This is a genomic window from Soonwooa sp. (genome assembly GCF_032062245.1).
GTDB lineage: Bacteria > Bacteroidota > Bacteroidia > Flavobacteriales > Weeksellaceae > Soonwooa.
The window spans coordinates 113,118-135,682 of the sequence record NZ_DAMBQF010000001.1; the positions used below are offsets into that span (position 1 = coordinate 113,118).

The following is a 22,565-nucleotide window of genomic DNA, read 5'->3' on the forward strand; positions in this document are numbered from 1 at the left end:
CAAAAAATTTGAAGTTTGATGAGATGATGAGTCTTTGATGAGAATGTAATCTTTTAAAATACAGCAACATATACGGCTATCTCATCAATTCATCAAAATATTTGCGAAAATTAAACCCTAACATTTTTCATCTATGAACTGCAAACAATTCAACTCTGTAAAGTTGGAAGAAATCCTTGTTTCACTCGGACACCATCCAACAAAACAAAATGAAAAAGAAGCTTGGTTTCTCAATCCTTTTTACACAGAAACACAAGCCTCTTTTAAAATTAATAAAAATCTGAATTATTGGTATTTACACTCCGAAGGAATTGGCGGAAACAATGTCGATTTTATGAAAAAATATCTAAACGAATCAGTAAAAGAAGTTTTAGAATGGGCAGAAAAGCAAAATTTTTCTTCTTTTCAACAGCAGAATGTTATTCATTCAATAAATTCAAAACCAAATTATCAAATCACCGAAATCAAAAAACTCCAAAACGAACATCTTAAAAGCTATCTTCATCAAAGAGGACTTTCAAAAGTAGTATATCCGTTAGTTAAAGAAATTCATTTTACCATTGGAGAAAAGAAACTCTACGCTATAGGTTTTGAAAATTTTTCTGGAGGTTGGGAACTTAGAAATTCATTTTACAAAGGTTCATTACAGAAGAAAGACATTTCGCTCATTAATCTGAATAATCAGACAGAAAATAAAAATGTAGCCGTTTTTGAAGGCTTTACCGATGCTTTATCTTTTGTTGAAATGAAGCCGTTTTTCAATGGTGATTTGTTGGTGATGAATTCTATTTCATTGTTGAATAGAACAAAAGAATATTTAAAAAACTACTCCGAAATCAACTTGTTTTTAGACAATGACAAAGCAGGAGAAACTTGTAAAAATTCAATTCTGAAATCTTTTCCCGAAGCCAAAAATCATTCTGAAATTTATGCTCTTCATAAAGATTTGAACGACTATTTACAATTCAAAAACAACACTGAAATCGAAAAAAAACAGCAGATAGACTTGAAATCAAAACAAGAACAAGAGGAAAGTGAAATATATCAAACTTACAAAAGAAAACGCTGATTATGTGGGTTACCTATTTTTATCAACTATCGGCGAAAGTTAGGAGCTCATTCGCAACTTTGAAGGTCGATACTCTCCCAACAAAGTTTCTACTTCGCTCTGCGAGGCTTTAACCTGAGTAAAATAAATACAGGTGCCTTTTTTCAGAAATTACAAAAATAATAAATCGTCATTTTATAGCCTGGTTAAAAAAGAATCAAGATGTAAAGTAACTGAGTAAAAAAGATACAGGTAGAATTTTTATTTAATTAAAAAAATGAAGACATCAATTAACTTCAAAGCCGTAAAATCTGATTCTGAAATTCATAATTTCAGAAAAAAATCATTTGACTATATCCGCAAAGATTTAACTCATAAAAATGAATATTGGATGGAACAAAAGATTGCGGATCGACTGTTAAAAATAGAAGCTTTTTGTAAAGAAAAATCTGGAAGAAAATTACAGAAAAATGCAATGCCAGTTCGAGAAGCGGTAGTTGTCATTAAAGAAAATACAACGATGCAGGATTTGCATAACCTATCAAAAAGATTGGAAGAAGAACTTAAAATCCGAATTTTTCAAATTGCCATACACAAAGATGAAGGGCATTATGATAAAGACACCAAAGAGTGGAAACCAAATTATCACGCTAATTTGGTCGCAGATTGGCAAGATTTGCAAACTGGAAAAACGCTGAAACATCAATCATTTCATTATTCCAAAATGCAGGATTTGGCAGCAGAATGTCTCGAAATGGAAAGAGGTGTTTCAGGTTCATTAGCAAGATTGGAAGCGGTAGAATTTAAAATCAAGAAAAAAGAAGAAGATTTGAAAATTTTGGAAGAACGCTATCAAGAAATGCAACAAGAAATGGAATCTAAAAAGTCTGAAGAGTTAATTGTAAAAGAATCAGATTTTCTTGGTTTTCAGAAAATAAAAACGGACAAAACCATTGAAAACTACAAAAAGGCAATCAAAACGAATAATATTCAACTTCTCAAAAACAAAACAGAACTGGAATCCAAAGAAAAACAAATTGTAGAATTAAAAACCAACATTGAAAGTCTTAAAAAAGAGGTTTCCTTCTTCAAAAGCAAAAACTCCGCTCTGTTAACCAATGAAACTATTTTTGCTGTTGAAAAGAAAAAATATTTGGATTCGGTAGAAAACACACTTAAAAAAGCGATTCTACAGGAAAGTATAAATATTCCGAATCTGCAAAATCTAAATGATGCTGAACGAAAAGATAAAATGATTGAGCTATTGGAAAAAACATCAAAAGAAAATCAAATCCCTTTTTTGGCTATAGAGGAGGTTTTTAAAGACTCTCATAAAGCAACTTATCTTTTAAGTTTGTTAGGCATTGGTAAAAGTAATAAACAATCACAGGAAGTAGAGAATGTTCAAAGTACTATAAAATCAAGGAGATAATTGTGATTATTAATTAAAAAAAAACAAAGCATTAAATAAAAAAATATCTTTTTATGATCTTGACAAGATTTTTTTTTCTAGCAATTTTCATTACAATATATTGAATATCATATATAACTCAATAAATCTAATATTAGATGTGAAAAACCACTAAAATGAATCATACTTTAGTTTCTGAAGATTTTAGAGTGTAAGAATATTAGAAAATCTGACAAACTTAATCTTAACAATTAAAAAGCAACCTTCCAAACCCAATCTCCTTTCCTGAAAAGTGGAAGGGATTTTTTATATGATAAAAAGTATAAATGATTACGCCAAAAATTTAGTATTTTAGCAAAACTTTGGGGTTTCAAAATCCTTAATTTAATAACACACATTTTTCAAATGTCAGAAGAACAAAAGAAAATACTAGAACAACAGCTCTGGAATATAGCCAACACGCTACGTGGAAAAATGAATGCCGATGAATTCCGAGATTATATTTTGGGATTTATTTTTTATAAATATTTGGCTGAAAAAATGGAAATTTTCGCCAATTCCATTTTAAAAGAAGATAAAATCCAATTCAGAGAAATAAAAGAAGATACCGTAGAAGGTTCAGCATACATTGATGCGATTAGAGAAGAAGCATTGGAAACCTTAGGATACTTTCTAAAACCTTCTGAACTTTTTAGCGAAATAGCCAAACGTGGAAATAGTGATACCAACACATTTATTCTAGAAGATTTACAAAAAATATTGACCAATATTCAGTTGAGTACAATGGGAACACAAAGCGAAGAAGATTTTGATAATCTCTTTGAAGATATGGATCTCAACAGTACCAAACTGGGCAAAACCGCCGATGCAAGAAACGAAATTATTGTAAAGGTTTTATTACATTTGGATGAAATTGATTTTCAACTCAATGATACCGAATTAGATGTTTTAGGCGATGCTTACGAGTATTTAATTGGTCAGTTTGCAAGCGGAGCAGGAAAAAAAGCAGGCGAGTTTTATACGCCTCAGGAAGTTTCTAAAATTTTAGCAAAAATTGTTACTACAGGTAAGAATAGGTTGAAATCGGTTTACGATCCCACTTGTGGATCAGGATCGTTGTTATTGAGGGTTGCAAGAGAAGTAAAAGATGTAAGCAATTTTTACGGACAAGAAATGAACCGCACCACGTACAATCTTGCCCGAATGAATATGATTCTTCACGGCGTACATTATCTTCAGTTTGATATTAAGCAAGAAGATACGCTGGAACATCCACAGCATTTGAACGATATGCCTTTTGAAGCCATTGTAGCTAATCCTCCTTTTTCGGCGAATTGGAGCGCGAATCCTTTATTTTTAAATGATGACCGTTTTAGTCAGTACGGAAAATTAGCTCCTTCTAGTAAAGCCGATTTTGCTTTCGTTCAGCATATGATTTATCATTTGGCAGAAAACGGAACAATGGCTATTGTGTTACCACACGGTGTGCTTTTTCGTGGTGCAGCCGAATTGCATATTCGTAAATATTTGATTGAACAGAAAAATTATTTAGATGCCGTAATTGGTTTACCTGCCAATATTTTCTACGGAACCAGTATTCCTACTTGTATTTTGGTGTTTAAAAAATGTAAAGAAGATCCTGAACACATTTTGTTTATTGATGCCAGTAAAGAATTTGAAAAGGTAAAAAACCAAAATATGCTGAGGGAAGAACATATCAATAAAATTGTAGAAACCTTTCGCAATAGAACAGTTATTGAAAAATACAGTCATTTGGCAACCTTACAAGAAGTGGCAGATAATGATTACAATCTTAACATTCCTCGTTATGTAGATACTTTTGAAGCCGAAGAAGAAATTGACATTCAAGCGGTAATGCAAGAAATAAAATCTCTGGAAGCAAAACGTGCAGCGTTGGACAAAGAGATTGATGTGTATTTTAAAGAATTAGGACTTGTTTTTTAAATTTTTATGATGAAGCCAACAATCAATATATATTGTGACGAAAGTTGTCATTTGCAAAATGACAAAGAACCTGTAATGGTTATCGGTGCGGTTTATTGCCCAATCGAAAAGAAGGAAGAAATTTTTGAGCGATTATATAGCTTTAAAGTTAAGCACAATCTTATTCCTAAAAATAAAAAGAATGACAAAGACAATCGTCCCTATTATGAATTAAAATGGAACAAAGTCTCTAAATCAAAAATTGAGTACTACAAAGATGTAATTAATTATTTTTTTGATGATGATGATTTACAGTTTCGGGTGCTTGTAGTTTCTAACAAAACCGACATAGATTACGAAAAGTTCAACCATACGCACGATACGTTTTACTATAAAATGTATTTTGGGATGTTAAAAGCCATTCTAAATCCTGAAAACTCGCATCATATTTACATTGATATTAAAGATACCAAAAGCAAAGAAAAAGTTCACAAACTGGAACAAGTTTTAAGGAATGATAAATATGATTATTCTAAGGAAATCATTAAAAAAGTACAGCAGGTAAGATCTCATGAAGTAGAAATTTTGCAATTGGCAGATTTGTTAGTGGGAGCTACCGCTTATGTGAATAGAGGATTAGCAAACAGTAAAGCAAAAAATGAATTAATCAATCTCATTAAACACCGTTCTAAATATTCCTTAACAAAATCTACTTTGCTAAAAGAGAGAAAGTTCAATGTTTTTATTTGGGAACCACAAAAACCTTATTTTGTATGAGTTTAGTATTTCCCGAATTAATACCATTTAGTGATTTTGGTGGTGATTTCACGTCATATTTTGAAGCAGTTTATTTGGTTTTTCATAATGATTTTATTAAAACTCAACCCAATTATGAAGGGCTAAAAGTAGCTGTAAGAAAATATCCTGAAGTGGACGGAATGCATCGTACATTTTACCATATTACCCACGAAGGAGAAGACGAAGCTAATAGACAACCAGATTTTAGAAGAATGGAACGTATCCGTTTTCCAAAGTTTGTTATAGAATACTTTGAACACGAAGAAATCCTCATCTGGAAAAACGTAAGAGGTAAAGACGAACGTATTGTTTTGTTTAATGAAACCGAAAATTATATTGTGATTTTAACCGACAGAGGAGAATATTATATGTTCATAACGGCTTATTATATTGAAACAGAACATAGAAAAAGAAAGCTATTAAAAGAATACGAAGCGTATAAAAAAGCCAAAACCGCTTAGCGGAACTAAACGGCTTCTTATACTCCTTTAACACTTACAACCAATAAAGGAATGGTTACTGAGCTTTTGCAAAGATACGCAATAAAAATAAAAAAGCAAATAGATTAAATCCTTAATGCTGAAAAAGAAGATAATAGTATGACCGATATACAAAAAGAAAATAAAAGTGGTGGTAAAGTTCCAAATTTGAGATTTCCAAACTTTGAAGGAGTGTGGGAAGTGAAGAAGTTGGGAGAGATTTGTGAAATGCGTGCTGGGAAATTTATTGTAGCCTCGGAAATATATGATAAGCCTAATGATTCCTTATTTCCTTGTTTCGGAGGAAATGGCTTAAGAGGATATACTAAATCATTTAATAAAGAGGGAACATATTCCTTGATTGGTCGGCAAGGAGCGCTTTGTGGAAACGTAACTCTTGCTAATGGAAAATTTTATGCAACGGAACACGCAGTTATTGTTGAGCCAAACGAAAATGCAGACACTATTTGGATGTTCTACTTATTGACATATCTAAATTTGAATCAATATGCGACAGGAATGGCACAACCAGGTTTATCAGTTCAAAATTTAGAAAAGATAGAAATAGTATATCCAAAATCTAAAAAGGAGCAACAAAAAACAGCATCTTTTCTCTCTAAAATCGACGAACGCATCCAAACCCAAAGCAAAATAATTAAGGGTTTGAAAAAATTAAAGGTTGCAACTGCAAAAAAAATATTTTCACAAGAGTTGAGGTTTAAAGATAATAATGGAAATGAGTTTCCGGAATGGGAGGAAGTTTTATTAGGAGATGCTTTGGATTATGAACAGCCTACTAATTATTTAGTTTCAAGTACAGAATATGATGATAGTTTTGAAACTCCTGTTGTAACTGCTGGAAAAACGTTTATTTTAGGATATACTGACGAAAAAAATGGAGTATTTGAAAAAGAAAAACTTCCTGTGATTATTTTTGATGATTTTACTACTGCAAGCCAATTTGTAGATTTTTCTTTTAAGGCAAAATCATCTGCAATGAAAATTTTAAAAGCTAAAAACGGTACCAATATTAGATTTATTTTTGAAGCGTTACAAATGATTAATTATGAAGTTGGAGGGCACGGAAGGCATTGGATTTCGGTATTTTCAAACTTAAGCATTTCTGTTCCCTCACTTCCCGAACAAACCAAAATCGCCAATTTCCTTTCCGCTATCGACTTTAAAATTGATATTGAAAACCAACTTTTGCAAAAATTAGAAGAACAGAAAAAGTTTTTGCTGCAAAATATTTTTGTTTAGAATGTTAAACAAACATTTGCTGTAATAGATATTTTTTTTGCATTTCCAGCTGTTCTAAAATGGTTTTTTCAGTTTGGATTTTTTGGTCAATTTTGGTCAAAAAAGATGATATTTGAATTTGCTCTTCAAGTGATGGAATCGATATATTCATCTTTATCAAATTTTCATAACTCAAAGTATTTCTTACGCTACCCTCAAACGAATTATTCATTTGTTTAGTAAATTCGATAGTCTTAAACCAATACAATAAAAAAGTATCTATTAGAAAAATATTCTCAGCTTTAAAGCTAATATACAATGGACTTATTATAGAAATTTTATCATCAAATTTATAAGCAAGAGAGCCTACATTTATTCTTGATGGATTGTAAGCAAAACAGCCCTTATCTATTACATAGTAGTTGGAAGTATCAACACTTGCAACACGCCTATCTTCAAAAATATCTTCTTGATTAATGAAGCCATATTTATTACTAACACTTTGGACAGTTGAATATCTTTGATTTTTGTTTTTGGTTGAATTTTTTAGCAAAACATCTCCTAGTTTCTTAGTTTTCCAATCATCTGCAAAATCTCCGAATCTTATTTTTTGAGAAAAAAGATTATCCTTAATGCCCTTAAAATAGAACTCTATTTGTTCTATTATTTTGCTTTGGGTTTGAATTCTTTCATCAAGTAAAGCCAAAAACGATGATATTTTGCTTTGCTCTTCTACAGAAGGAAAAGACAATTCAACTTTTGAAATTCTTCCAACATTAATACTTAAAACTTTTGAGCCTTGAGATTCTTTTTGAATTTGGGTTCTGACAGAATTAGATTTAAACAAATAACCACTAAAACCTAAATGAAAAATATCTTTTTTTGGTCTTGCTAATAAAGTATGCAATCCTGAAAGTAATTTTTCTCCATTGGTATTTATAATCTCAATGCTTTTACCAACATCATTTAGATCTTCTGAAGCATCTGCGAATATAATATCTCCATTTTTACAATAATTTTCATCCGAAATTCTACTAATATCTATTTCTTGATTGATGAAAGGAACTGATTCACAATTAATATCAAATAAAGTTTGAAATTTCGTATGAATATCTCCGTAATGAATGTTTTTGACTGTTCCATATTCATAATTCAGATTTTCACGAGAAAAAGAATTGGTTACTTTAAAATCCATAACCTCCCCCAACTTCTTCACTTCCCACTCTCCTTCGAACTCAGGAAATCTAAGATTAGAGATTTTCTTTGGGTTATTTGGAACAAAGGTGGGTACTTACAAATTTTAAACCCTCAATCCTTAAATGTTTTCCTTTGTAAGTAAAAATCTTTAATTCAAAAAAATGAACAAAAAACAACTCTCAGAAGTCATTGCACTATGGAAAGCAGACAAAAAAAATTATGTAAAAAAATCTACATTTTCGGCGTATGTATTACTCATCGAAAATCATTTATTGCCGTCTTTTGGCAATCAATACGAAATTCAGGAAGCCGATGTACAAACTTTTGTATTGCAAAAATTAGAAGCTGGTTTAAGCCAAAAAACCATCAAAGACATTTTAATCGTTTTGAAAATGGTGCTGAAATTTGGTGCTAAAAACAAATGGATTGCTTATGAACCTTTCGAAATTCAATATCCTACCATTCGCGAAAATCAGCAAATAGAAGTGCTTTCCAGAACGCATCAGAAAAAAATAATGAATTACATACAAGAACATTTTACCTTTCGGAATTTAGGTGTTTTAATCTGTTTATCCTCAGGAATGCGAATTGGCGAGATATGTGCTTTAACTTGGGAGGACATTGATACCGACAACGGAGTAATCAGCGTGAATCGTACCATTCAAAGAATCTACGTAATAGAAGACGGAACCCGAAAAACAGAACTCATTTTAGACACGCCAAAAACCAAAAATTCCATTCGCGAAATCCCGATGAACCGAGACTTGATTCGATTGATAAAACCCATCAAAAAAATAGTAAATCCCTCATTTTTTGTACTCACCAATGATGCCAAACCTACAGAACCTAGAACGTACAGAAGTTTTTACAAAAACCTAATGCGTTATTTAGAAATCCCAGAAATAAAATTTCACGGATTAAGACACAGTTTCGCCACACGCTGTATTGAAAGTAATTGCGATTACAAAACAGTAAGTGTATTACTCGGACATTCCAACATCAGTACAACTTTAAATTTATATGTTCACCCAAATATGGAACAAAAGAAGAAAGCCATTGAGCAGATGTTTAAGACATTGAGATAAGTTCTAAATTATGAATTGGGAGAATATTTTATTTTACTAAATTTGTAAGTAGTTGAAAAACCATAATAACCTCCTAATTCATAATTATTTTGAGTAAACAATCAGAACATATATTGGAAGAACAACTGTTAATCCAACTTCAAAAAATAGGGTATCAATATGTTTCCATAAAAGATGAAAAAGCTTTATTGGTAAACCTTAAAACACAATTAGAAAAGCACAATCATATCCAATTTACTGTCAGTGAATTTGAGAAAGTTCTAAATATTCTCAACAAAGGTTCTGTCTTTGAAAAAGCGAAACTACTAAGAGAAAAGAAACATCATATCATTCGTGATAATGGGGATAATCTGTATTTTGAGTTTTTGAATGTAGAACACTGGTGTCAAAACGAATATCAGGTAACCAACCAGATTACGCAAGAAGGAAAATATGAAAACCGTTACGATGTGACGCTGTTGATTAATGGATTGCCATTGGTTCAAATAGAATTGAAACGTAGAGGATTGGAAATGAAGGAAGCGTTCAATCAAATCAATCGTTATCAAAAGCACAGTTTTGGTGCAGGAAAAGGATTGTTCCATTTTGTACAATTGTTCATTATCAGTAATGGAGTCAACACTAAATATTTCAGCAACTTTGGTTTGCATCCACAAGAATTTTTGCAAACTTTTCATTGGACAGATGAGGAGAACAAACCACTCAATAATCTATTGGAAGAATTTACAGATGCCTTTTTAGAACCTTGCCACATCAGTAAAATGATCTGTAAATACATTGTACTGAATGAAACCGCCAAAGCGTTGATGGTGCTTCGTCCATACCAATATTACGCCGTAGAAAGTATCATCAAAAAAGTAAAAGAAAACGAAATACTAAACGGTTACAACATTGATAAGAACGGTTATATTTGGCATACTACGGGAAGCGGTAAAACATTAACCAGTTTCAAAGCCAGTCAAATATTATCAAAAATTCCTGCTATTAAAAAAGTGGTTTTTGTGGTGGATAGAAAAGATTTGGATTATCAAACCAATCAGGAATATGATAAATTCAGCAAAGGTTCGGTAAGTTCTGCCACCAATACCGATGATTTAATCAAGAAGTTTAACGACCCGAATGTTCGCATTATTGTTACCACCATTCAGAAACTGAACAACGCTATTTCGGGCAGAAATTTATTGAAAATGAAATCAATTCAGAACGAAAGAATGGTTTTTATTTTTGACGAATGTCATCGTTCGCAATTTGGGGATACGCATAAAAACATTGTCAGTTATTTTACCAATATTCAACTGTTTGGCTTTACAGGAACACCTATTTTAGCAGAAAACGCAAACGGCGAAAAAACCACAGCAAGTTTGTTTGGAAAATGCTTGCATAAATATGTGATTACCGATGCTATTCGAGATGAAAATGTGTTGAAATTTTCGGTAGAATACATTCAAACCTTCAAGCAGAAAGAACAAATTATTGATTTGAAAGTAGAGCAAATCAACGAAACAGAAGTTTTTGAAGCACCTGAACGTAAAGAAGCCATTGTAGATTATATCATTCTACATCACGATCAAAAAACACAAAGCAGAAAATTCTGTGCAATGATGTGTGTGCAAGATATTGATGCGGTGATTCAGTACTATGAAATTTTCAAACGCAAAAAACAAAACGGAGAACATAATTTAAAACTTGCCACCATTTTTAGTTTTGGTCAAAATGAAGACGAAATGGAAGACGCAACTTCTTCTCAACTCGCTATGGTTGCAGAAGACCAAGCAGAATATGGCAATCCAAAGCCACATCGTAGAGAAGTTTTAGAACATTATGTAGAAGATTTTAATGAACTATTTGGAGAAAAACACAACATCAATGACACCGAAAGCTTTTACAATTATTACAATGCTGTTGCCAAAAAATCGAAGCAAAACGAAACGGATATTTTGTTAGTCGCCAATATGTTTTTGACAGGTTTCGACAGCAAACATCTGAACACATTGTATGTAGATAAAAATTTACAATATCACGGATTGATACAAGCATTCAGTAGAACCAATCGGATTTTAGATAAGAACAAAACACAAGGAAATATCGTTTGTTTCCGAAATTTAAAAGATAAAACAGACGAAGCCATTGCGTTATTCAGCAACAAAGAAGCAATTGATGAAATTATTGTAGAGCCTTATGAAAAATATGTAGAGCAATTTAATGAAGCAGTAGAAAAATTACTAACCATTGTTCCGGAAGTGAAATCGGTGGACGGATTGTTTACCGAAGAAGATCAGTTGCAGTTTATTTTGGCGTTCCGTAACTTAATGCGTTTGCACAAAAAAATGAGCCATTACACCGAATTTACTTGGGAGGATTTGCAAATGGAAGAGCAGCTTTTTGCTGATTATACCAGTAAATATCTTGATCTAAAAGAAAAAATTGGTCCTCATTCTTCACCAGAAAAAACATCAATTCTGAATGATATTGATTTTGAATTGGAACTAATAAGGCGTGATACCATTAATGTAACCTACATTGTTCAGTTATTGATTAATTTGAAGTCAAAACACAGTAAAAAAGACAAAGAAAGTATTGAAAAAGATATTTTCAACTTACTAAACACAGATGTTTCACTAAGAAGCAAAAGAGCGTTAATTGAAAAATTTATTCAAGAAAATTTGCCATATATTGAAGATACAGACACTATATCGGAAGAGTTTGAAAAATTCTGGAGCGTTGAACAAGAAAAAGCACTCAAAGAATTAATCGAAACAGAAAATTTAACGAAAGAAAAAACAGAAAGGTTAATAGAAAACTATCTTTTTACAGAACGAGAGCCCATACGTCAAGAAATTTTGGATTTAAGAAATGAGGGAAGACCAAGTGTTTTACAATCTAAAGAAATCGGAGACAGAATCTTACATAAAATAATCAGTTTTGTAGATACTTTTGTGAATGGAATATCTGGGAATTAAAAACGAATTACTAAAAAGCCACCCTTTTAGCCACCCCTAAAAAACAAAAACGCTGAAAATCAAATGATTAACAGCGTTTTTTGTACCCCAGACGGGACTTGAACCCGTACGCCAAAAGAGGCACAGGATTTTAAGTCCTGCGTGTCTACCAGTTCCACCACCAGGGCATGGTGTGGAGCGAAAAACGGGATTCGAACCCGCGACCCCAACCTTGGCAAGGTTGTGCTCTACCAGCTGAGCTATTTTCGCATAGTGCGGATGAAGGGACTCGAACCCCCACGCCGTGAAGCACCAGATCCTAAGTCTGGCGTGGCTACCAATTACACCACATCCGCTTTATTTAAAGAACTTCTTACCTGTTGTTTTGTGGTTGCAAATATAGAGACTTTTTATTTTACCAACCAAATATTTTTTAAAACTTTTTAATATTTTTTTTCTTCACCTTTTTTAGACCCAAAAATTTTTAATCTATTTTCGTTTTTATTACCTTTACCCACATAAATTTATTTTAACATGGAGTTACAAGGCACTATTAAAAAACTTTCTGATTTACAGACATTTGCAAGTGGTTTTCAAAAAAAAGAAATGGTATTATTAACTGAGGAACAGTATCCACAGCCGATTAACATCGAATTTCTTTCAGAAAAAGTTGACTTACTTAATGCCTACAACGAAGGAGATAAAGTGAAAGTTTCTATCAACATAAGAGGACGCGAATGGACTTCACCACAAGGAGAAGTTAAGTATTTCAACTCTATTAACGGTTGGAGAATCGAAAAACTAGACAGTGGTAGCTTTAATGAGCCTACATCTGCGGCTGGCGCTCCAGCAAGCTCTAGTCAAAACACAAATGTTTTCGCAGACGAAGAAGACGATCTTCCTTTCTAAACAAAAGAAAACAACTAAAATAAAATCCTGCTAACAAGTAGGATTTTTTTATCCCAATGATTAGACTAGACGCCGACGATATTTCGTTTCCTGATCCGATGTTGTATAATCCTGACCAAGGCGTTATTGCTATTGGCGGAGATCTACGTCCAGAACGGCTGTATTTTGCATATCAACTAGGGATTTTCCCTTGGTACAACGACGATTCGGAAATATTATGGTGGTGCCCAGATCCGAGATTTATTTTAATTCCGAATGAGTTAAAAATCTCAAAGTCGATGTCAAAAATCCTAAATCGAAATGTTTTTAGTTTTACTGAAAATAAAAACTTCGAAGCAGTGATAAAGGCTTGTCAAACAACTTATCGACCTGACCAAGACGGAACTTGGCTTAATGATGATTTAATAAATTCTTTTATTGAGCTCCATAAACATGGTATTGCCCACAGCATTGAGGTTTGGCAAAACGAAGAGTTGGTTGGCGGATTTTACGGCATTAAAATCGGGCGTGTTTTTTGTGGCGAAAGTATGTTTTCTAAAGTTAGTAATGCGTCCAAAGCTGGTTTTATTAATTTTTGTAAAACACATGCTGGCGAATTTGATTTAATCGATTGTCAAGTTCATAGCGAGCATTTAGAAAGTTTGGGTGCCAAAATGATTTCGAAAAAAGAGTATTTAACAGTTCTATACCAATCATCAAATGTCGAATGATAAACTAAAATGGATTCTACTCATCGTACTTTCCTTAATCTGGGGTTCTTCATTTATTTTAATAAAAAAATCTCTTATCTACTTTAATCCTTATCAAGTTGGCGGTTTAAGGGTTCTAATTTCGGGTTTGGTTTTATTGCCTTTTGCAATTAAAGAAATCAAAAAATTCCCGAAAGACAGAGTAAAATGGTTAATTATTGCTGCATTGTGCGGTAACTTTTTTCCGATGTTCTTATTCCCGATGGCCGAAGAACATATTAGCAGCAGTATTGCGGGGATTATCAACTCTATGATGCCGATTTTTGTGATTATTGTTGGAAGTTTAGCATGGGGAATAGCAACGACGAAATCGCAGCTTTACGGGATTCTTATAAGTTTTACAGGTGCTTGTATTTTAGCATTCGGAAATTTAAACTTTGGAGAATTCAAACTCTATCCAATTTTACTGCTTCTTTTAGCAACTTTAATGTACGCAGTCAGCACTACAACAGTCAAAGCAAAATTACATAATGTTGAGCCCAAAATATTATCAGCTTTTGTATTTTCGATTGTGCTGCTAATTCCGTCATTTTTGTCCTTAATTTTCTCTGGATTTTTTACTAAATTAAATTCTGGCGAAGAAATTCCATGGCACGGCTTTATGTACGTTGGGACATTATCGATTGTTGGAACTGGACTTGCAATGATGCTCAACTACAAATTATTACATATTTCGACGCCGTTATTCGCTTCTACAACAACGCTGGTTATGCCGATAGTTGCAGTTATTTGGGGATTATTAGATGGCGAACATTTAACATGGATACAATATTTCGGGGCAGCTTTAATATTAGGCGGATTAATATTTCTGAGAAGTGCACCAACAAAAAAAATCATCTCAGATTGAGATGATTTTTAATTTTATTTCTTTTTAGTCTTAACTTTTTTGACGGCCTCTTTTATAAACGGATACTTTTGTCCCATATCTTCGGAGATTTCGGGATCCATTTCTAAAGCTTGTTTCAAGGCTTCATTTCCTTCTTTATTTAAATTAAGATGGAAATAACAGTTACTCTTTTGATAATGCAATTCTGCGCGGTTATGCAACTGAATTGCCTTTGCTAAAAGCGCTAAAGCATCTTCGTATTCGCCAATCAGCATCAAAACTTCCGAATAAGCGTACCAATTATAAAATCTTGAAGGCTCAACAGCAATCAATTTTTTAAAACAAGCTAAACTTTCTTCAAACTTACCAGATTCGATATACAGAAATGCTAAACGTTTTTGATACTCAATATTATTTTCGTTTAACAAAACACTTTCTTTAGCAAAATGAAGCGCTTCTTTTAATTTGCCCATATCTTCGTAGATGTAAGATTGCTCCATCATTGACAAATAAAATTGAGGATCTTCTATTAACGACTTCTGAAAATAAGCCAACGCCTGAATCGGCATTTTGTTTTCTTTATAACAAAGTCCTATTTTGTAATAAGTGAAAGCCTTGGTGTATTCCAAATCCAACATCTCTTCATAGACTTCGATAGCGCGTGCCCAATCTCCCAAAGCCTCATAACAAGCTGCTTTGTTAGCGTAAACCCCCACCGAATTTGGATTAATCGCCAAAAGATAATCGAAACCTTTGATAGCTTCCAGATAATTCTTTTTGTTAAAATGCAATTGTCCATACTCGAACCAAGCCATTTCCGAGAACGGATACTTGTCCAAATATTGATTAATAAAACCTAAAGCCTCTTGGAAACGATTAAGCTTCGTATAACAAGCCATCGCATTTTCCAAAGAATATTCGTCTTGCGGATCAAATTGCAAAGCTTTAGAATAATGTTTCAAAGCATTGAATGGATCGTCAAGATTCACATATTCATCCGCGATAAAATTGTGTAAGAAGTTCTCTTCTTCTTCCAATTCCAAAGCCTTTTCGCAATATTCAATTGAGCGTTTTGGATTCCCAAGGTTAGAATAATATTTAGCACAACACACTAAAAAGTCTGTCATTTCCATACAAGATGGCTTCAACTCATCAATAAGTTCTTTAGCCTTTGTATAGCGCTCTAACTCTAGGAAAACCTCTAGTTGTTTTGTTTTTAATTCGATTGAAGTTGGATGGAGTTTCAGCGCATATTTTGTTGCCAATTCTGCGTAAGAAATGTCGCCAAGTTCCAAATAATAAATAATGATATCCTCGTATTCTTCGGTATCGAAGTAGAGTTCTTCATTATTTTCAATCATGTCTTCGAACTTTTTAGCAAGTTCGTTTTCAAAAAATTCTTCCAATATATTTATAAACGTACTATCGAACTGAGAAAAAGTTTTACAAACTTCGATAGACTTTAATTAATAAAACATATAGTCTGTCTAAAACCGACTATTAAATTTAATAAAAAAATATTAAATCAAACTTTTAATTTTAGCGATGATATCATCACCCAATTTATCAGCTTCCTGCTGAGATTTAGCTTCTGTATAAATTCTGATAATCGGCTCTGTATTTGACTTTCTAAGATGAACCCAATTTTCAGCGAAATCTATTTTAACACCATCAACAGTAGAAACCTCTTCATTTTGATACTCTTTTTCCATTTTAGTTAAAAGATCATCAACATTAATTTCTGGCGTCAATTCAATTTTCTTTTTCCCCATAAAATATGCTGGATAAGTTGCCCTAAGCTCGGAAACTGTTTTGTTTTCTTTTGCTAAATGTGTTAAAAACAAAGCAACACCAACTAAAGAATCTCTTCCGTAATGTAAATCTGGATAGATAATTCCACCATTACCTTCGCCACCAATAACCGCATCTTTTTCCTTCATCAAATTAACCACATTAACCTCTCCTACTGCACTTGCGAAATATTCTGAACCATGACTTTGCGCCACATCACGAAGCGCTCTACTTGATGACAAGTTAGAAATCGCTGCACCTTTTTTATGTTTTAAAAGATAATCTGCAACAGCAACCAAGGTGTATTCTTCACCAAACATTTCACCTTTTTCATCAATTAAAGCCAATCTGTCAACATCCGGATCTACCACAACGCCAACATCAGCTTTTTCTTTAATCATCAGTTCGCAAATATCTCCAAGATGCTCCTTCAAAGGTTCTGGATTGTGCGGGAAATGACCGTTTGGCTCGCAATAAAGTTTAACAACATCACAACCAAGTTTTTCTAATAACATCGGAATTGCTAAACCACCCGTTGAGTTAACAGCATCCAAAACAACTTTGAATTTTTTAGCTTTAATAGCTTCTGCATCAACCATTGGCAATGCCAAAATCTTTTGAATATGAATATTGAATGCCTCTGTGTTAACTTCATAATTTCCTAAATCATCAACTTCTGCATAATTGAAATCTTCTTTCTCTGCCAATTCTAAAACTTTAGCACCTTCCTCAGCATTGATGAATTCGCCTTTGTGATTAAGAAGTTTTAGCGCATTCCATTGTTTCGGATTGTGAGAAGCCGTTAAGATAATTCCGCCATCAGCATTTAGTTCTGGCACCATCACCTCCACAGTTGGCGTTGTTGACATTCCTAAATCGATAACATCGATACCCAAACCTTGCAAAGTTGCCGTCACCAAAGACGAACACATTTGCCCAGAAATACGAGCATCGCGACCGATTACAAGTTTTAGATTTTTTTTGTTTTTAGTATTTTGAAGCCAAGTTCCGAATGCGGAAGCGAATTTTACGATGTCTAAAGGAGTTAAGTTATCATTGACTTGTCCACCTATCGTTCCGCGAATACCAGAGATACTTTTTATTAATGACATTAAATAAATTTTTATGCAAAATTACATAAAAAATAACTGCCAAATGTTAATCAAAAATGATATTACGAACAACCGCAATTGGTATCGCAACCACCGCCTTTTTTTGACCTTCTAAAAGCGTTTCGTAAATTTCTGAAAAGTGCATAAACAATAGCAAAAATCAAAACACCAATCAATGTATATTGAATTACGAGAGAATCCATTTTGTTTAAATTTTTAGAAGTTATTTTAAAATCTGATACGTAAGTAACGACACAAAGTATGCCAAGAAACACATGACAACAGTTTGTGTTGCCGTTAACTTCCAACTTCCTGTCTCACGATATACAACCGCAATAGTTGTGAAGCATTGCATCGCAAATGCGTAGAACATAAGTAATGAAATACCTGTGGCTAAAGTGAAAACCTTCTCACCATTCGGATAAGTATCGTGATGCATTTTGTCGAGCAACTTCCCTTTTGGCGCTTCGTCATCTAGACTATATAAAGTTGACATCGTACCAACAAAAACCTCCCTTGCTGCAAAACTTGATAACAGGCCGATTCCCATTTTCCAATCGTAACCCAAAGGTCGAATGGCTGGCTCTATAAAATGTCCAACTTTACCAAGATATGAATCCTGAAGACTCACTTCACTTGCTACAAATTGATTTGGTTGCTGTTTTGGACCAAAATAACTCAGAGCCCACAAGATAACACTAACTGCAAAAATAACTTTACCAGCACCCGTCACAAATCCCCAAACTTTCTCCAACATCAACTTTACATTGTAACCCCAAAGTGGCATTTTGTATGTTGGCAAATCCATAACCAAAAAACTTTTAGTTTTAGATTTAATAAAAAACTTTGAAACCAAAGCTGCTAAAAGTGCCAGAACAAAGCCTAATAGATACATAGCCATCAAAGCCAATGCATGATATCCAAAACCTAAAAATGTCTTATCTGGAATAACCAAGGTTATCAAAATACTGTACACTGGTATTCTAGCAGCACAAGTCATAAAAGGTGTCGCTAAAATAGTAATTAATCGTTCTTTTGTATTTTCGATGTTTCTTGTAGACATAATTGCAGGAATCGCACAAGCAACACCAGAAACCAAAGGCACAATACTTTTACCGTTCAAGCCAAAAGGTCGCAAAAATTTATCCATCAAAAATACGACGCGCGCCATATAACCCGAATCCTCTAACAGATAAAGGAAATAAAGCATAATACCAATTTGAGGTGCGAAAACCAAAATCCCGCCAACACCAGGAATAATTCCCGTGGTTATAAGACTATTAATTGGTCCTGGAGGAATAGTTGCCGCAGCCCAATCTGTCAACCACGCAAATCCATCTTCGATCCACGCCATCGGGAATTCTGCTAGGAAAAATACGCTTTCGAAAACCAACATCAAAATCAAAAAAAAGAAAACATAACCCCAAACTTTATGCACTAAAACTTTATCTAGTTTTTCTGTTAAAAGTTCTTTAAAAGCCGGTTTTTTCTGAACGATTTGAGATAACACTTCATCAATAACTTGATAGCGTCTAATGGTCTCTTGGACTTGCAAACGTTTCGGAACATGGCAACTTACATCTTCTTTTTTAAGAATCTCGTTGATGTTATTAAGTTTCCCGATATAATTATTAGCCGCCAAAAGCGTCCATACTCGATATTGATTCGCCTCATGCGTTTGGTCAGAAATCCGAGTTACAATCTCTTTTTGCTCGACAGGGATTTCAAAACTAATTTTTTCGGTGGTTGTAAACTCAGAGTTTTTAACCGCTTTTTTAATTTCTTCGAGACCAATATTTTTTTTAGCATTCGATTTAAAAACAGGAACATTGAGAAGTTCTGAAAGTTTTTTAATATCGATATTAATTTCTCTTTTTTCGGCTTCGTCAATCTGGTTAATCACCATAATTGCAGGAATACCGTAATCACGAATCTGTTGAAAAAGCAGTAAACTTCGTCGCAAATTAATAGCATCAGCAACGTAAATAACGCCTTCGTAAGTATCGCGCTCTTCTACCAAATATTTTGAAAAAATAGCTTCATCCTCAGAAGTTGGATAAATACTGTAAGAACCTGGAAGATCGACAATCTCTACATTTTCGCCTTCGTATTCGTATTGTCCAGAATGACTAGCAACTGTTACACCTGCGTAATTACCAGTTTTTTGTTTTTTCTTAGAAAGTCCATTAAAAATAGTTGATTTTCCAACATTTGGATTTCCGACTAAAAGGACTTTTTTGCCCGGATTTTTTTGATTTTCCATAACTACATCATCTCTACCTCAATAAATCTTGCTTCTTCAATTCTTAACGCAAGTCTAGATCGCTCCTCTCCATATTCGATATACAAAGGCCCATCAAAAGGCGCTTGATACAAAATCTTAAAACTCGTTTTTGGCAACAGTCCCATTTCCAAAATTTTGGTTGGCATTTTCAATTCATCATTAAACCCACGAATTTTCCCTAATGTATTTTTAGGGAAACAACATAATGTTCCAGATATTTTTTTTGTCAAAACGAGTAATTTAGAATTGCAAAGATAGCTTATTTTAATTAAATCTAAATAACAAACTAAAACAGAAAAGCCGAGCTATCACCCGACTTTTATCATGTTATCAATAATATAAAACTATTTTTTCTTCTTCGCTGCGGTTTCTGTAATCTCAATTGGATTATCGTTAGCACCAAAAAAATCTTTCAACATTTTTTCTTGATTTTTCATCATTTCACCAATTGTCAAATCACTTCCTGGCATTTTCATACTCAACATATTTTCAGGAACGCGAGTTCTTGCCTCCGCCATTGGATCTTGTTTAAAAGCTAAATATGCTTTATCAAATTTCTCTTTAGTAATTAATTTCATTTCATTACTAACGCCATATTTAGCGTTTGCTTCTTCAGCATAGCTCAGCTCTTTCCAATCTTTTAGTTGTTTATTCCCTTTTAATTCCCAAGAATAATTTTTAGCATCATCTTCTATTTTAACAATTAAACCCGGAAGTCCATAGAATTTGTATGGCCCATCTTGGAAAGGCAAATCTGCACTAAACCAAGCTGTCCATTTTCTTCCTCCGAATTCTGTGGTTGCTTTTTGAGTATTGTATTTCCCAATCATTTGTTTGTCATTAGAAATTTTCCAATCGAATTTCACAGACTCTTCATACCCAAAAAGATTCATACTAATTCTATCTTGATACGTCTCAAGCATGGATGGATAGGACTTGTAAATCTTATAACTAAACTTTGGCATCTTAAGCGACTTGCTCAAATCTTTAAAAGTTTTCGTTCTTTCCATTTCTTCAACTGCGGATTTTATAATTGAATCTTGAGCGGGAAAAGTAAAATCCTGATAAATAGACTTTGTACTTGTAATATCCAAAATCGTCATGACTTTGTCAATTTTTGCAGAATCTTTTTTTGGTTTAAAACTTAATTCGTAGAAAAAACGGTTCGCATTTTCTTGCGCCGAAAGTAATCCTACAAACAAGATAAAACTAAGACTGATTAATTTTTTAATATTCATTTTGTATTGTTTTTAAATGTAATATCCAATTAGTAGCGAGTCTCGAATTTTGTTACAAAATATTTTAATCCAAATTGTACATTTTTTGGATCGAGGCATTCATAACTTCATAAACTGCCAATTGCTCAAGGTTTTTGATAAGTTCTTTATGCGCTTCCAAAATCCTCTTATCATTTCTAACCGCAGGTCCAGTTTGCGCGTCTTTTGGATTTACAGATTTAATTTTATCAAAAGTTTCTTCTATTAAAGGCATAAAACAATCAAACGAAATCTGTTGCGAATCCGAAATTTCTTTAGCTCGAGCAAAAAGATGATTCACAAAATTGCATGCAAAAACTGCTGTTAAATGGACATATTTTCGTTTTTCAAAATCAGCAATTTCGACATGTTTAGAAATTTTTGAAGCAACTTCTCTTAGAACCGTTTCAACATCTTTATTTTCGGCCTCAATAAAAAATGGAATCCCTGCATAATCTAAATCTTTCGACTTCGAAAAAGTTTGCAGTGGATAAAAGCTTGCTTTTTTGTAATCACCATTTAATATTTCTTTTGGTAAAGAACCTGAGGTGTGAGCAACAATTGCATTAGGATTTTTTATAATTTCTGAAACATCCTCAACCGAAGAATCGCTCACCGATACAACATATAAATCTGCATCCGCCAACTCGTTAGTCGACACAGGAATATCTAATTCTTTTGAAATAGAATTTAAAACTTCTTGGTTTCTTCCGAAAATTTGGACTAAATTTTGTTCAGTTTGTTTTAAGGCTTTTGCAAGATGATAAGCCACATTTCCGGAGCCGACGATAACGATTTTCACGATATTGAATTTAATATTTGTTGCAATTTAGTAGAATTTACAGACAATTTCGAGACTACAAATCAAAAATTTGAAAAACAATTTTAACTTTGGCTTGTTAAAAGTATCCAACTAACGAAACATCTCAATGAAGCTCAACGACGACGACATTCTCAAGCTAATGTTACAGCCAAAAACTGTAGAAAAGGGGCTTCGCGCATTGATGGATACACACCAAAGTCGATTGTATTGGCATATTCGACGACTTATTGTGGATCACGATTTGGCGCAAGATGTATTGCAGGAAACGTTTATTAAAGCTTACCAGAATTTTCATCAATTCAAACAAGATAGTAAGTTGTACACTTGGCTTTATAGGATTGCAACCAACGAAGCGCTTCAACAACTTAACAAAATGAAAAAGATGAAAAAAGCGGATGAAGATGCAGATTACTACATGCAGAATTTGGTAGCTGATAACGCAGAAAAAGACGCCGACGAGATTCAACTTTTGTTACAGAAAGCTATACAAAGCCTTCCTGAGAAACAAAAATTGGTTTTCACGATGCGATATTATGACGATTTGCCATACGAAGAAATTTCAAAAATTGTTGACATGTCCGTTGGCACGCTAAAAACGAACTATCACTACGCGAAAGAAAAAATTGAAACTTTTATTAAAGACAACTATTCTAGCGAATTTTAGTAAAATAAATA

At 33.2% G+C, this 22,565-nt stretch carries 20 protein-coding genes and 3 tRNA genes; 12 read left to right on the plus strand and 11 right to left on the minus strand.

Annotated elements, in window-relative coordinates; translation table 11 throughout:
- Positions 1 to 133 precede the first annotated feature (133 nt).
- The 6 genes from RT037_RS00520 (at position 134) to RT037_RS00545 (ending at position 6,940) form a co-directional block, all read left to right on the plus strand.
- A complete protein-coding gene (locus tag RT037_RS00520; protein WP_313027003.1) occupies positions 134 to 1,069 on the plus strand; it encodes a toprim domain-containing protein in 936 nt (311 codons plus the stop codon).
- 256 nt (positions 1,070 to 1,325) lie between these two features.
- On the plus strand, positions 1,326 to 2,480 hold the full coding sequence (locus RT037_RS00525) for a hypothetical protein (RefSeq protein ID WP_313027006.1): 1,155 nt from the start codon (positions 1,326 to 1,328) through the stop codon (positions 2,478 to 2,480).
- Between the two features lie 384 nt (positions 2,481 to 2,864).
- Positions 2,865 to 4,424 (plus strand): type I restriction-modification system subunit M, encoded by a 1,560-nt coding sequence (locus tag RT037_RS00530; protein ID WP_313027009.1) that lies wholly within the window; start codon positions 2,865 to 2,867, stop codon positions 4,422 to 4,424.
- 6 nt (positions 4,425 to 4,430) lie between these two features.
- The gene (locus RT037_RS00535) at positions 4,431 to 5,180 is read left to right on the plus strand and encodes a DUF3800 domain-containing protein (RefSeq protein WP_200402518.1); all 750 of its coding nucleotides are present in this window, start codon (positions 4,431 to 4,433) and stop codon (positions 5,178 to 5,180) included.
- A complete protein-coding gene (locus RT037_RS00540; RefSeq protein ID WP_313027015.1) occupies positions 5,177 to 5,662 on the plus strand; it encodes a hypothetical protein in 486 nt (161 codons plus the stop codon). Before RT037_RS00535 ends, RT037_RS00540 begins: the two co-directional genes overlap by 4 nt.
- A 138-nt stretch (positions 5,663 to 5,800) precedes the next feature.
- On the plus strand, positions 5,801 to 6,940 hold the full coding sequence (locus RT037_RS00545) for a restriction endonuclease subunit S (protein WP_313027018.1): 1,140 nt from the start codon (positions 5,801 to 5,803) through the stop codon (positions 6,938 to 6,940).
- 4 nt (positions 6,941 to 6,944) lie between these two features.
- On the opposite strand, the gene RT037_RS00550 is transcribed toward RT037_RS00545, so the two are convergent.
- A complete protein-coding gene (locus tag RT037_RS00550; protein ID WP_313027021.1) occupies positions 6,945 to 8,135 on the minus strand; it encodes a restriction endonuclease subunit S in 1,191 nt (396 codons plus the stop codon).
- A gap of 142 nt (positions 8,136 to 8,277) precedes the next feature.
- Here RT037_RS00550 and RT037_RS00555 point away from each other — a divergent pair, with 142 nt between their 5' ends.
- Both RT037_RS00555 and RT037_RS00560 read left to right on the plus strand, forming a co-directional pair.
- The gene (locus RT037_RS00555; RefSeq protein ID WP_313027025.1) at positions 8,278 to 9,201 is read left to right on the plus strand and encodes a tyrosine-type recombinase/integrase; all 924 of its coding nucleotides are present in this window, start codon (positions 8,278 to 8,280) and stop codon (positions 9,199 to 9,201) included.
- An 89-nt stretch (positions 9,202 to 9,290) separates the two neighbouring features.
- Positions 9,291 to 12,161 carry a type I restriction endonuclease subunit R gene (locus RT037_RS00560; RefSeq protein ID WP_313027028.1) on the plus strand — a complete coding sequence of 957 codons (2,871 nt, stop codon included), beginning with the start codon at positions 9,291 to 9,293 and terminating at the stop codon, positions 12,159 to 12,161.
- 83 nt (positions 12,162 to 12,244) lie between these two features.
- Here the strand turns inward: RT037_RS00560 and RT037_RS00565 are convergent.
- The 3 genes from RT037_RS00565 to RT037_RS00575 form a co-directional block, all read right to left on the minus strand.
- A tRNA-Leu gene (locus RT037_RS00565) sits at positions 12,245 to 12,328 on the minus strand.
- Between the two features lie 6 nt (positions 12,329 to 12,334).
- A tRNA-Gly gene (locus RT037_RS00570) sits at positions 12,335 to 12,410 on the minus strand.
- 4 nt (positions 12,411 to 12,414) lie between these two features.
- Positions 12,415 to 12,496: transfer RNA gene (locus tag RT037_RS00575), tRNA-Leu, on the minus strand.
- Between the two features lie 178 nt (positions 12,497 to 12,674).
- Between RT037_RS00575 and RT037_RS00580 the strand changes: the two genes are divergently transcribed.
- Genes RT037_RS00580 through RT037_RS00590 form a run of 3 tightly spaced genes read left to right on the plus strand, consistent with a single transcriptional unit; the run spans position 12,675 to position 14,645 of the window.
- Positions 12,675 to 13,049, plus strand: a complete 375-nt coding sequence (locus RT037_RS00580) for a DUF3127 domain-containing protein (protein WP_313027032.1) — start codon at positions 12,675 to 12,677, stop codon at positions 13,047 to 13,049.
- A 56-nt stretch (positions 13,050 to 13,105) separates the two neighbouring features.
- Complete coding sequence (gene aat, locus RT037_RS00585; protein WP_313027037.1) at positions 13,106 to 13,759, plus strand: leucyl/phenylalanyl-tRNA--protein transferase; 654 nt, start codon at positions 13,106 to 13,108, stop codon at positions 13,757 to 13,759.
- A complete protein-coding gene (locus tag RT037_RS00590; protein ID WP_313027041.1) occupies positions 13,749 to 14,645 on the plus strand; it encodes a DMT family transporter in 897 nt (298 codons plus the stop codon). The genes aat and RT037_RS00590 overlap by 11 nt, the downstream gene beginning before the upstream one ends.
- A 14-nt stretch (positions 14,646 to 14,659) precedes the next feature.
- Here RT037_RS00590 and RT037_RS00595 read toward each other — a convergent pair whose 3' ends face one another.
- The 7 genes from RT037_RS00595 to RT037_RS00625 form a co-directional block, all read right to left on the minus strand.
- On the minus strand, positions 14,660 to 16,030 hold the full coding sequence (locus tag RT037_RS00595) for a tetratricopeptide repeat protein (protein ID WP_079666614.1): 1,371 nt from the start codon (positions 16,028 to 16,030) through the stop codon (positions 14,660 to 14,662).
- A gap of 114 nt (positions 16,031 to 16,144) precedes the next feature.
- On the minus strand, positions 16,145 to 17,527 hold the full coding sequence (glmM, locus tag RT037_RS00600) for a phosphoglucosamine mutase (protein WP_312324633.1): 1,383 nt from the start codon (positions 17,525 to 17,527) through the stop codon (positions 16,145 to 16,147).
- Between the two features lie 62 nt (positions 17,528 to 17,589).
- Entirely contained in the window at positions 17,590 to 17,730 is a 141-nt protein-coding gene (locus tag RT037_RS00605; RefSeq protein WP_312324631.1) for a FeoB-associated Cys-rich membrane protein, read from the minus strand.
- Positions 17,731 to 17,750: 20 nt separating this feature from the next.
- Positions 17,751 to 19,790, minus strand: coding sequence for a ferrous iron transport protein B (gene feoB / locus RT037_RS00610; protein ID WP_313027047.1), 2,040 nt, complete (start codon positions 19,788 to 19,790; stop codon positions 17,751 to 17,753).
- Between the two features lie 2 nt (positions 19,791 to 19,792).
- Positions 19,793 to 20,041 carry a ferrous iron transport protein A gene (locus tag RT037_RS00615; RefSeq protein ID WP_374329679.1) on the minus strand — a complete coding sequence of 83 codons (249 nt, stop codon included), beginning with the start codon at positions 20,039 to 20,041 and terminating at the stop codon, positions 19,793 to 19,795.
- A gap of 114 nt (positions 20,042 to 20,155) precedes the next feature.
- Positions 20,156 to 21,049, minus strand: coding sequence for a GLPGLI family protein (locus RT037_RS00620; protein ID WP_313027050.1), 894 nt, complete (start codon positions 21,047 to 21,049; stop codon positions 20,156 to 20,158).
- Positions 21,050 to 21,113: 64 nt separating this feature from the next.
- The gene (locus RT037_RS00625) at positions 21,114 to 21,896 is read right to left on the minus strand and encodes a Rossmann-like and DUF2520 domain-containing protein (protein ID WP_409529537.1); all 783 of its coding nucleotides are present in this window, start codon (positions 21,894 to 21,896) and stop codon (positions 21,114 to 21,116) included.
- A 100-nt stretch (positions 21,897 to 21,996) separates the two neighbouring features.
- Between RT037_RS00625 and RT037_RS00630 the strand changes: the two genes are divergently transcribed.
- Positions 21,997 to 22,554, plus strand: coding sequence for a sigma-70 family RNA polymerase sigma factor (locus RT037_RS00630; RefSeq protein WP_313027056.1), 558 nt, complete (start codon positions 21,997 to 21,999; stop codon positions 22,552 to 22,554).
- Positions 22,555 to 22,565 lie beyond the last annotated feature (11 nt).

Excerpts from the sequence above, each read along its gene's own strand:
- RT037_RS00545 (WP_313027018.1), top strand. The coding sequence starts at position 5,801 with ATGACCGATATACAAAAAGAAAATAAAAGTGGTGGTAAAGTTCCAAAT.
- aat (WP_313027037.1), top strand. The coding sequence starts at position 13,106 with ATGATTAGACTAGACGCCGACGATATTTCGTTTCCTGATCCGATGTTG.
- RT037_RS00520 (WP_313027003.1), top strand. The coding sequence starts at position 134 with ATGAACTGCAAACAATTCAACTCTGTAAAGTTGGAAGAAATCCTTGTT.
- RT037_RS00605 (WP_312324631.1), bottom strand. The coding sequence starts at position 17,730 with ATGGATTCTCTCGTAATTCAATATACATTGATTGGTGTTTTGATTTTT.
- RT037_RS00525 (WP_313027006.1), top strand. The coding sequence starts at position 1,326 with ATGAAGACATCAATTAACTTCAAAGCCGTAAAATCTGATTCTGAAATT.
- RT037_RS00540 (WP_313027015.1), top strand. The coding sequence starts at position 5,177 with ATGAGTTTAGTATTTCCCGAATTAATACCATTTAGTGATTTTGGTGGT.
- RT037_RS00555 (WP_313027025.1), top strand. The coding sequence starts at position 8,278 with ATGAACAAAAAACAACTCTCAGAAGTCATTGCACTATGGAAAGCAGAC.
- RT037_RS00535 (WP_200402518.1), top strand. The coding sequence starts at position 4,431 with ATGATGAAGCCAACAATCAATATATATTGTGACGAAAGTTGTCATTTG.
- glmM (WP_312324633.1), bottom strand. The coding sequence starts at position 17,527 with ATGTCATTAATAAAAAGTATCTCTGGTATTCGCGGAACGATAGGTGGA.
- RT037_RS00530 (WP_313027009.1), top strand. The coding sequence starts at position 2,865 with ATGTCAGAAGAACAAAAGAAAATACTAGAACAACAGCTCTGGAATATA.
- RT037_RS00580 (WP_313027032.1), top strand. The coding sequence starts at position 12,675 with ATGGAGTTACAAGGCACTATTAAAAAACTTTCTGATTTACAGACATTT.
- RT037_RS00620 (WP_313027050.1), bottom strand. The coding sequence starts at position 21,049 with ATGAATATTAAAAAATTAATCAGTCTTAGTTTTATCTTGTTTGTAGGA.
- RT037_RS00590 (WP_313027041.1), top strand. The coding sequence starts at position 13,749 with ATGTCGAATGATAAACTAAAATGGATTCTACTCATCGTACTTTCCTTA.
- feoB (WP_313027047.1), bottom strand. The coding sequence starts at position 19,790 with ATGGAAAATCAAAAAAATCCGGGCAAAAAAGTCCTTTTAGTCGGAAAT.
- RT037_RS00630 (WP_313027056.1), top strand. The coding sequence starts at position 21,997 with ATGAAGCTCAACGACGACGACATTCTCAAGCTAATGTTACAGCCAAAA.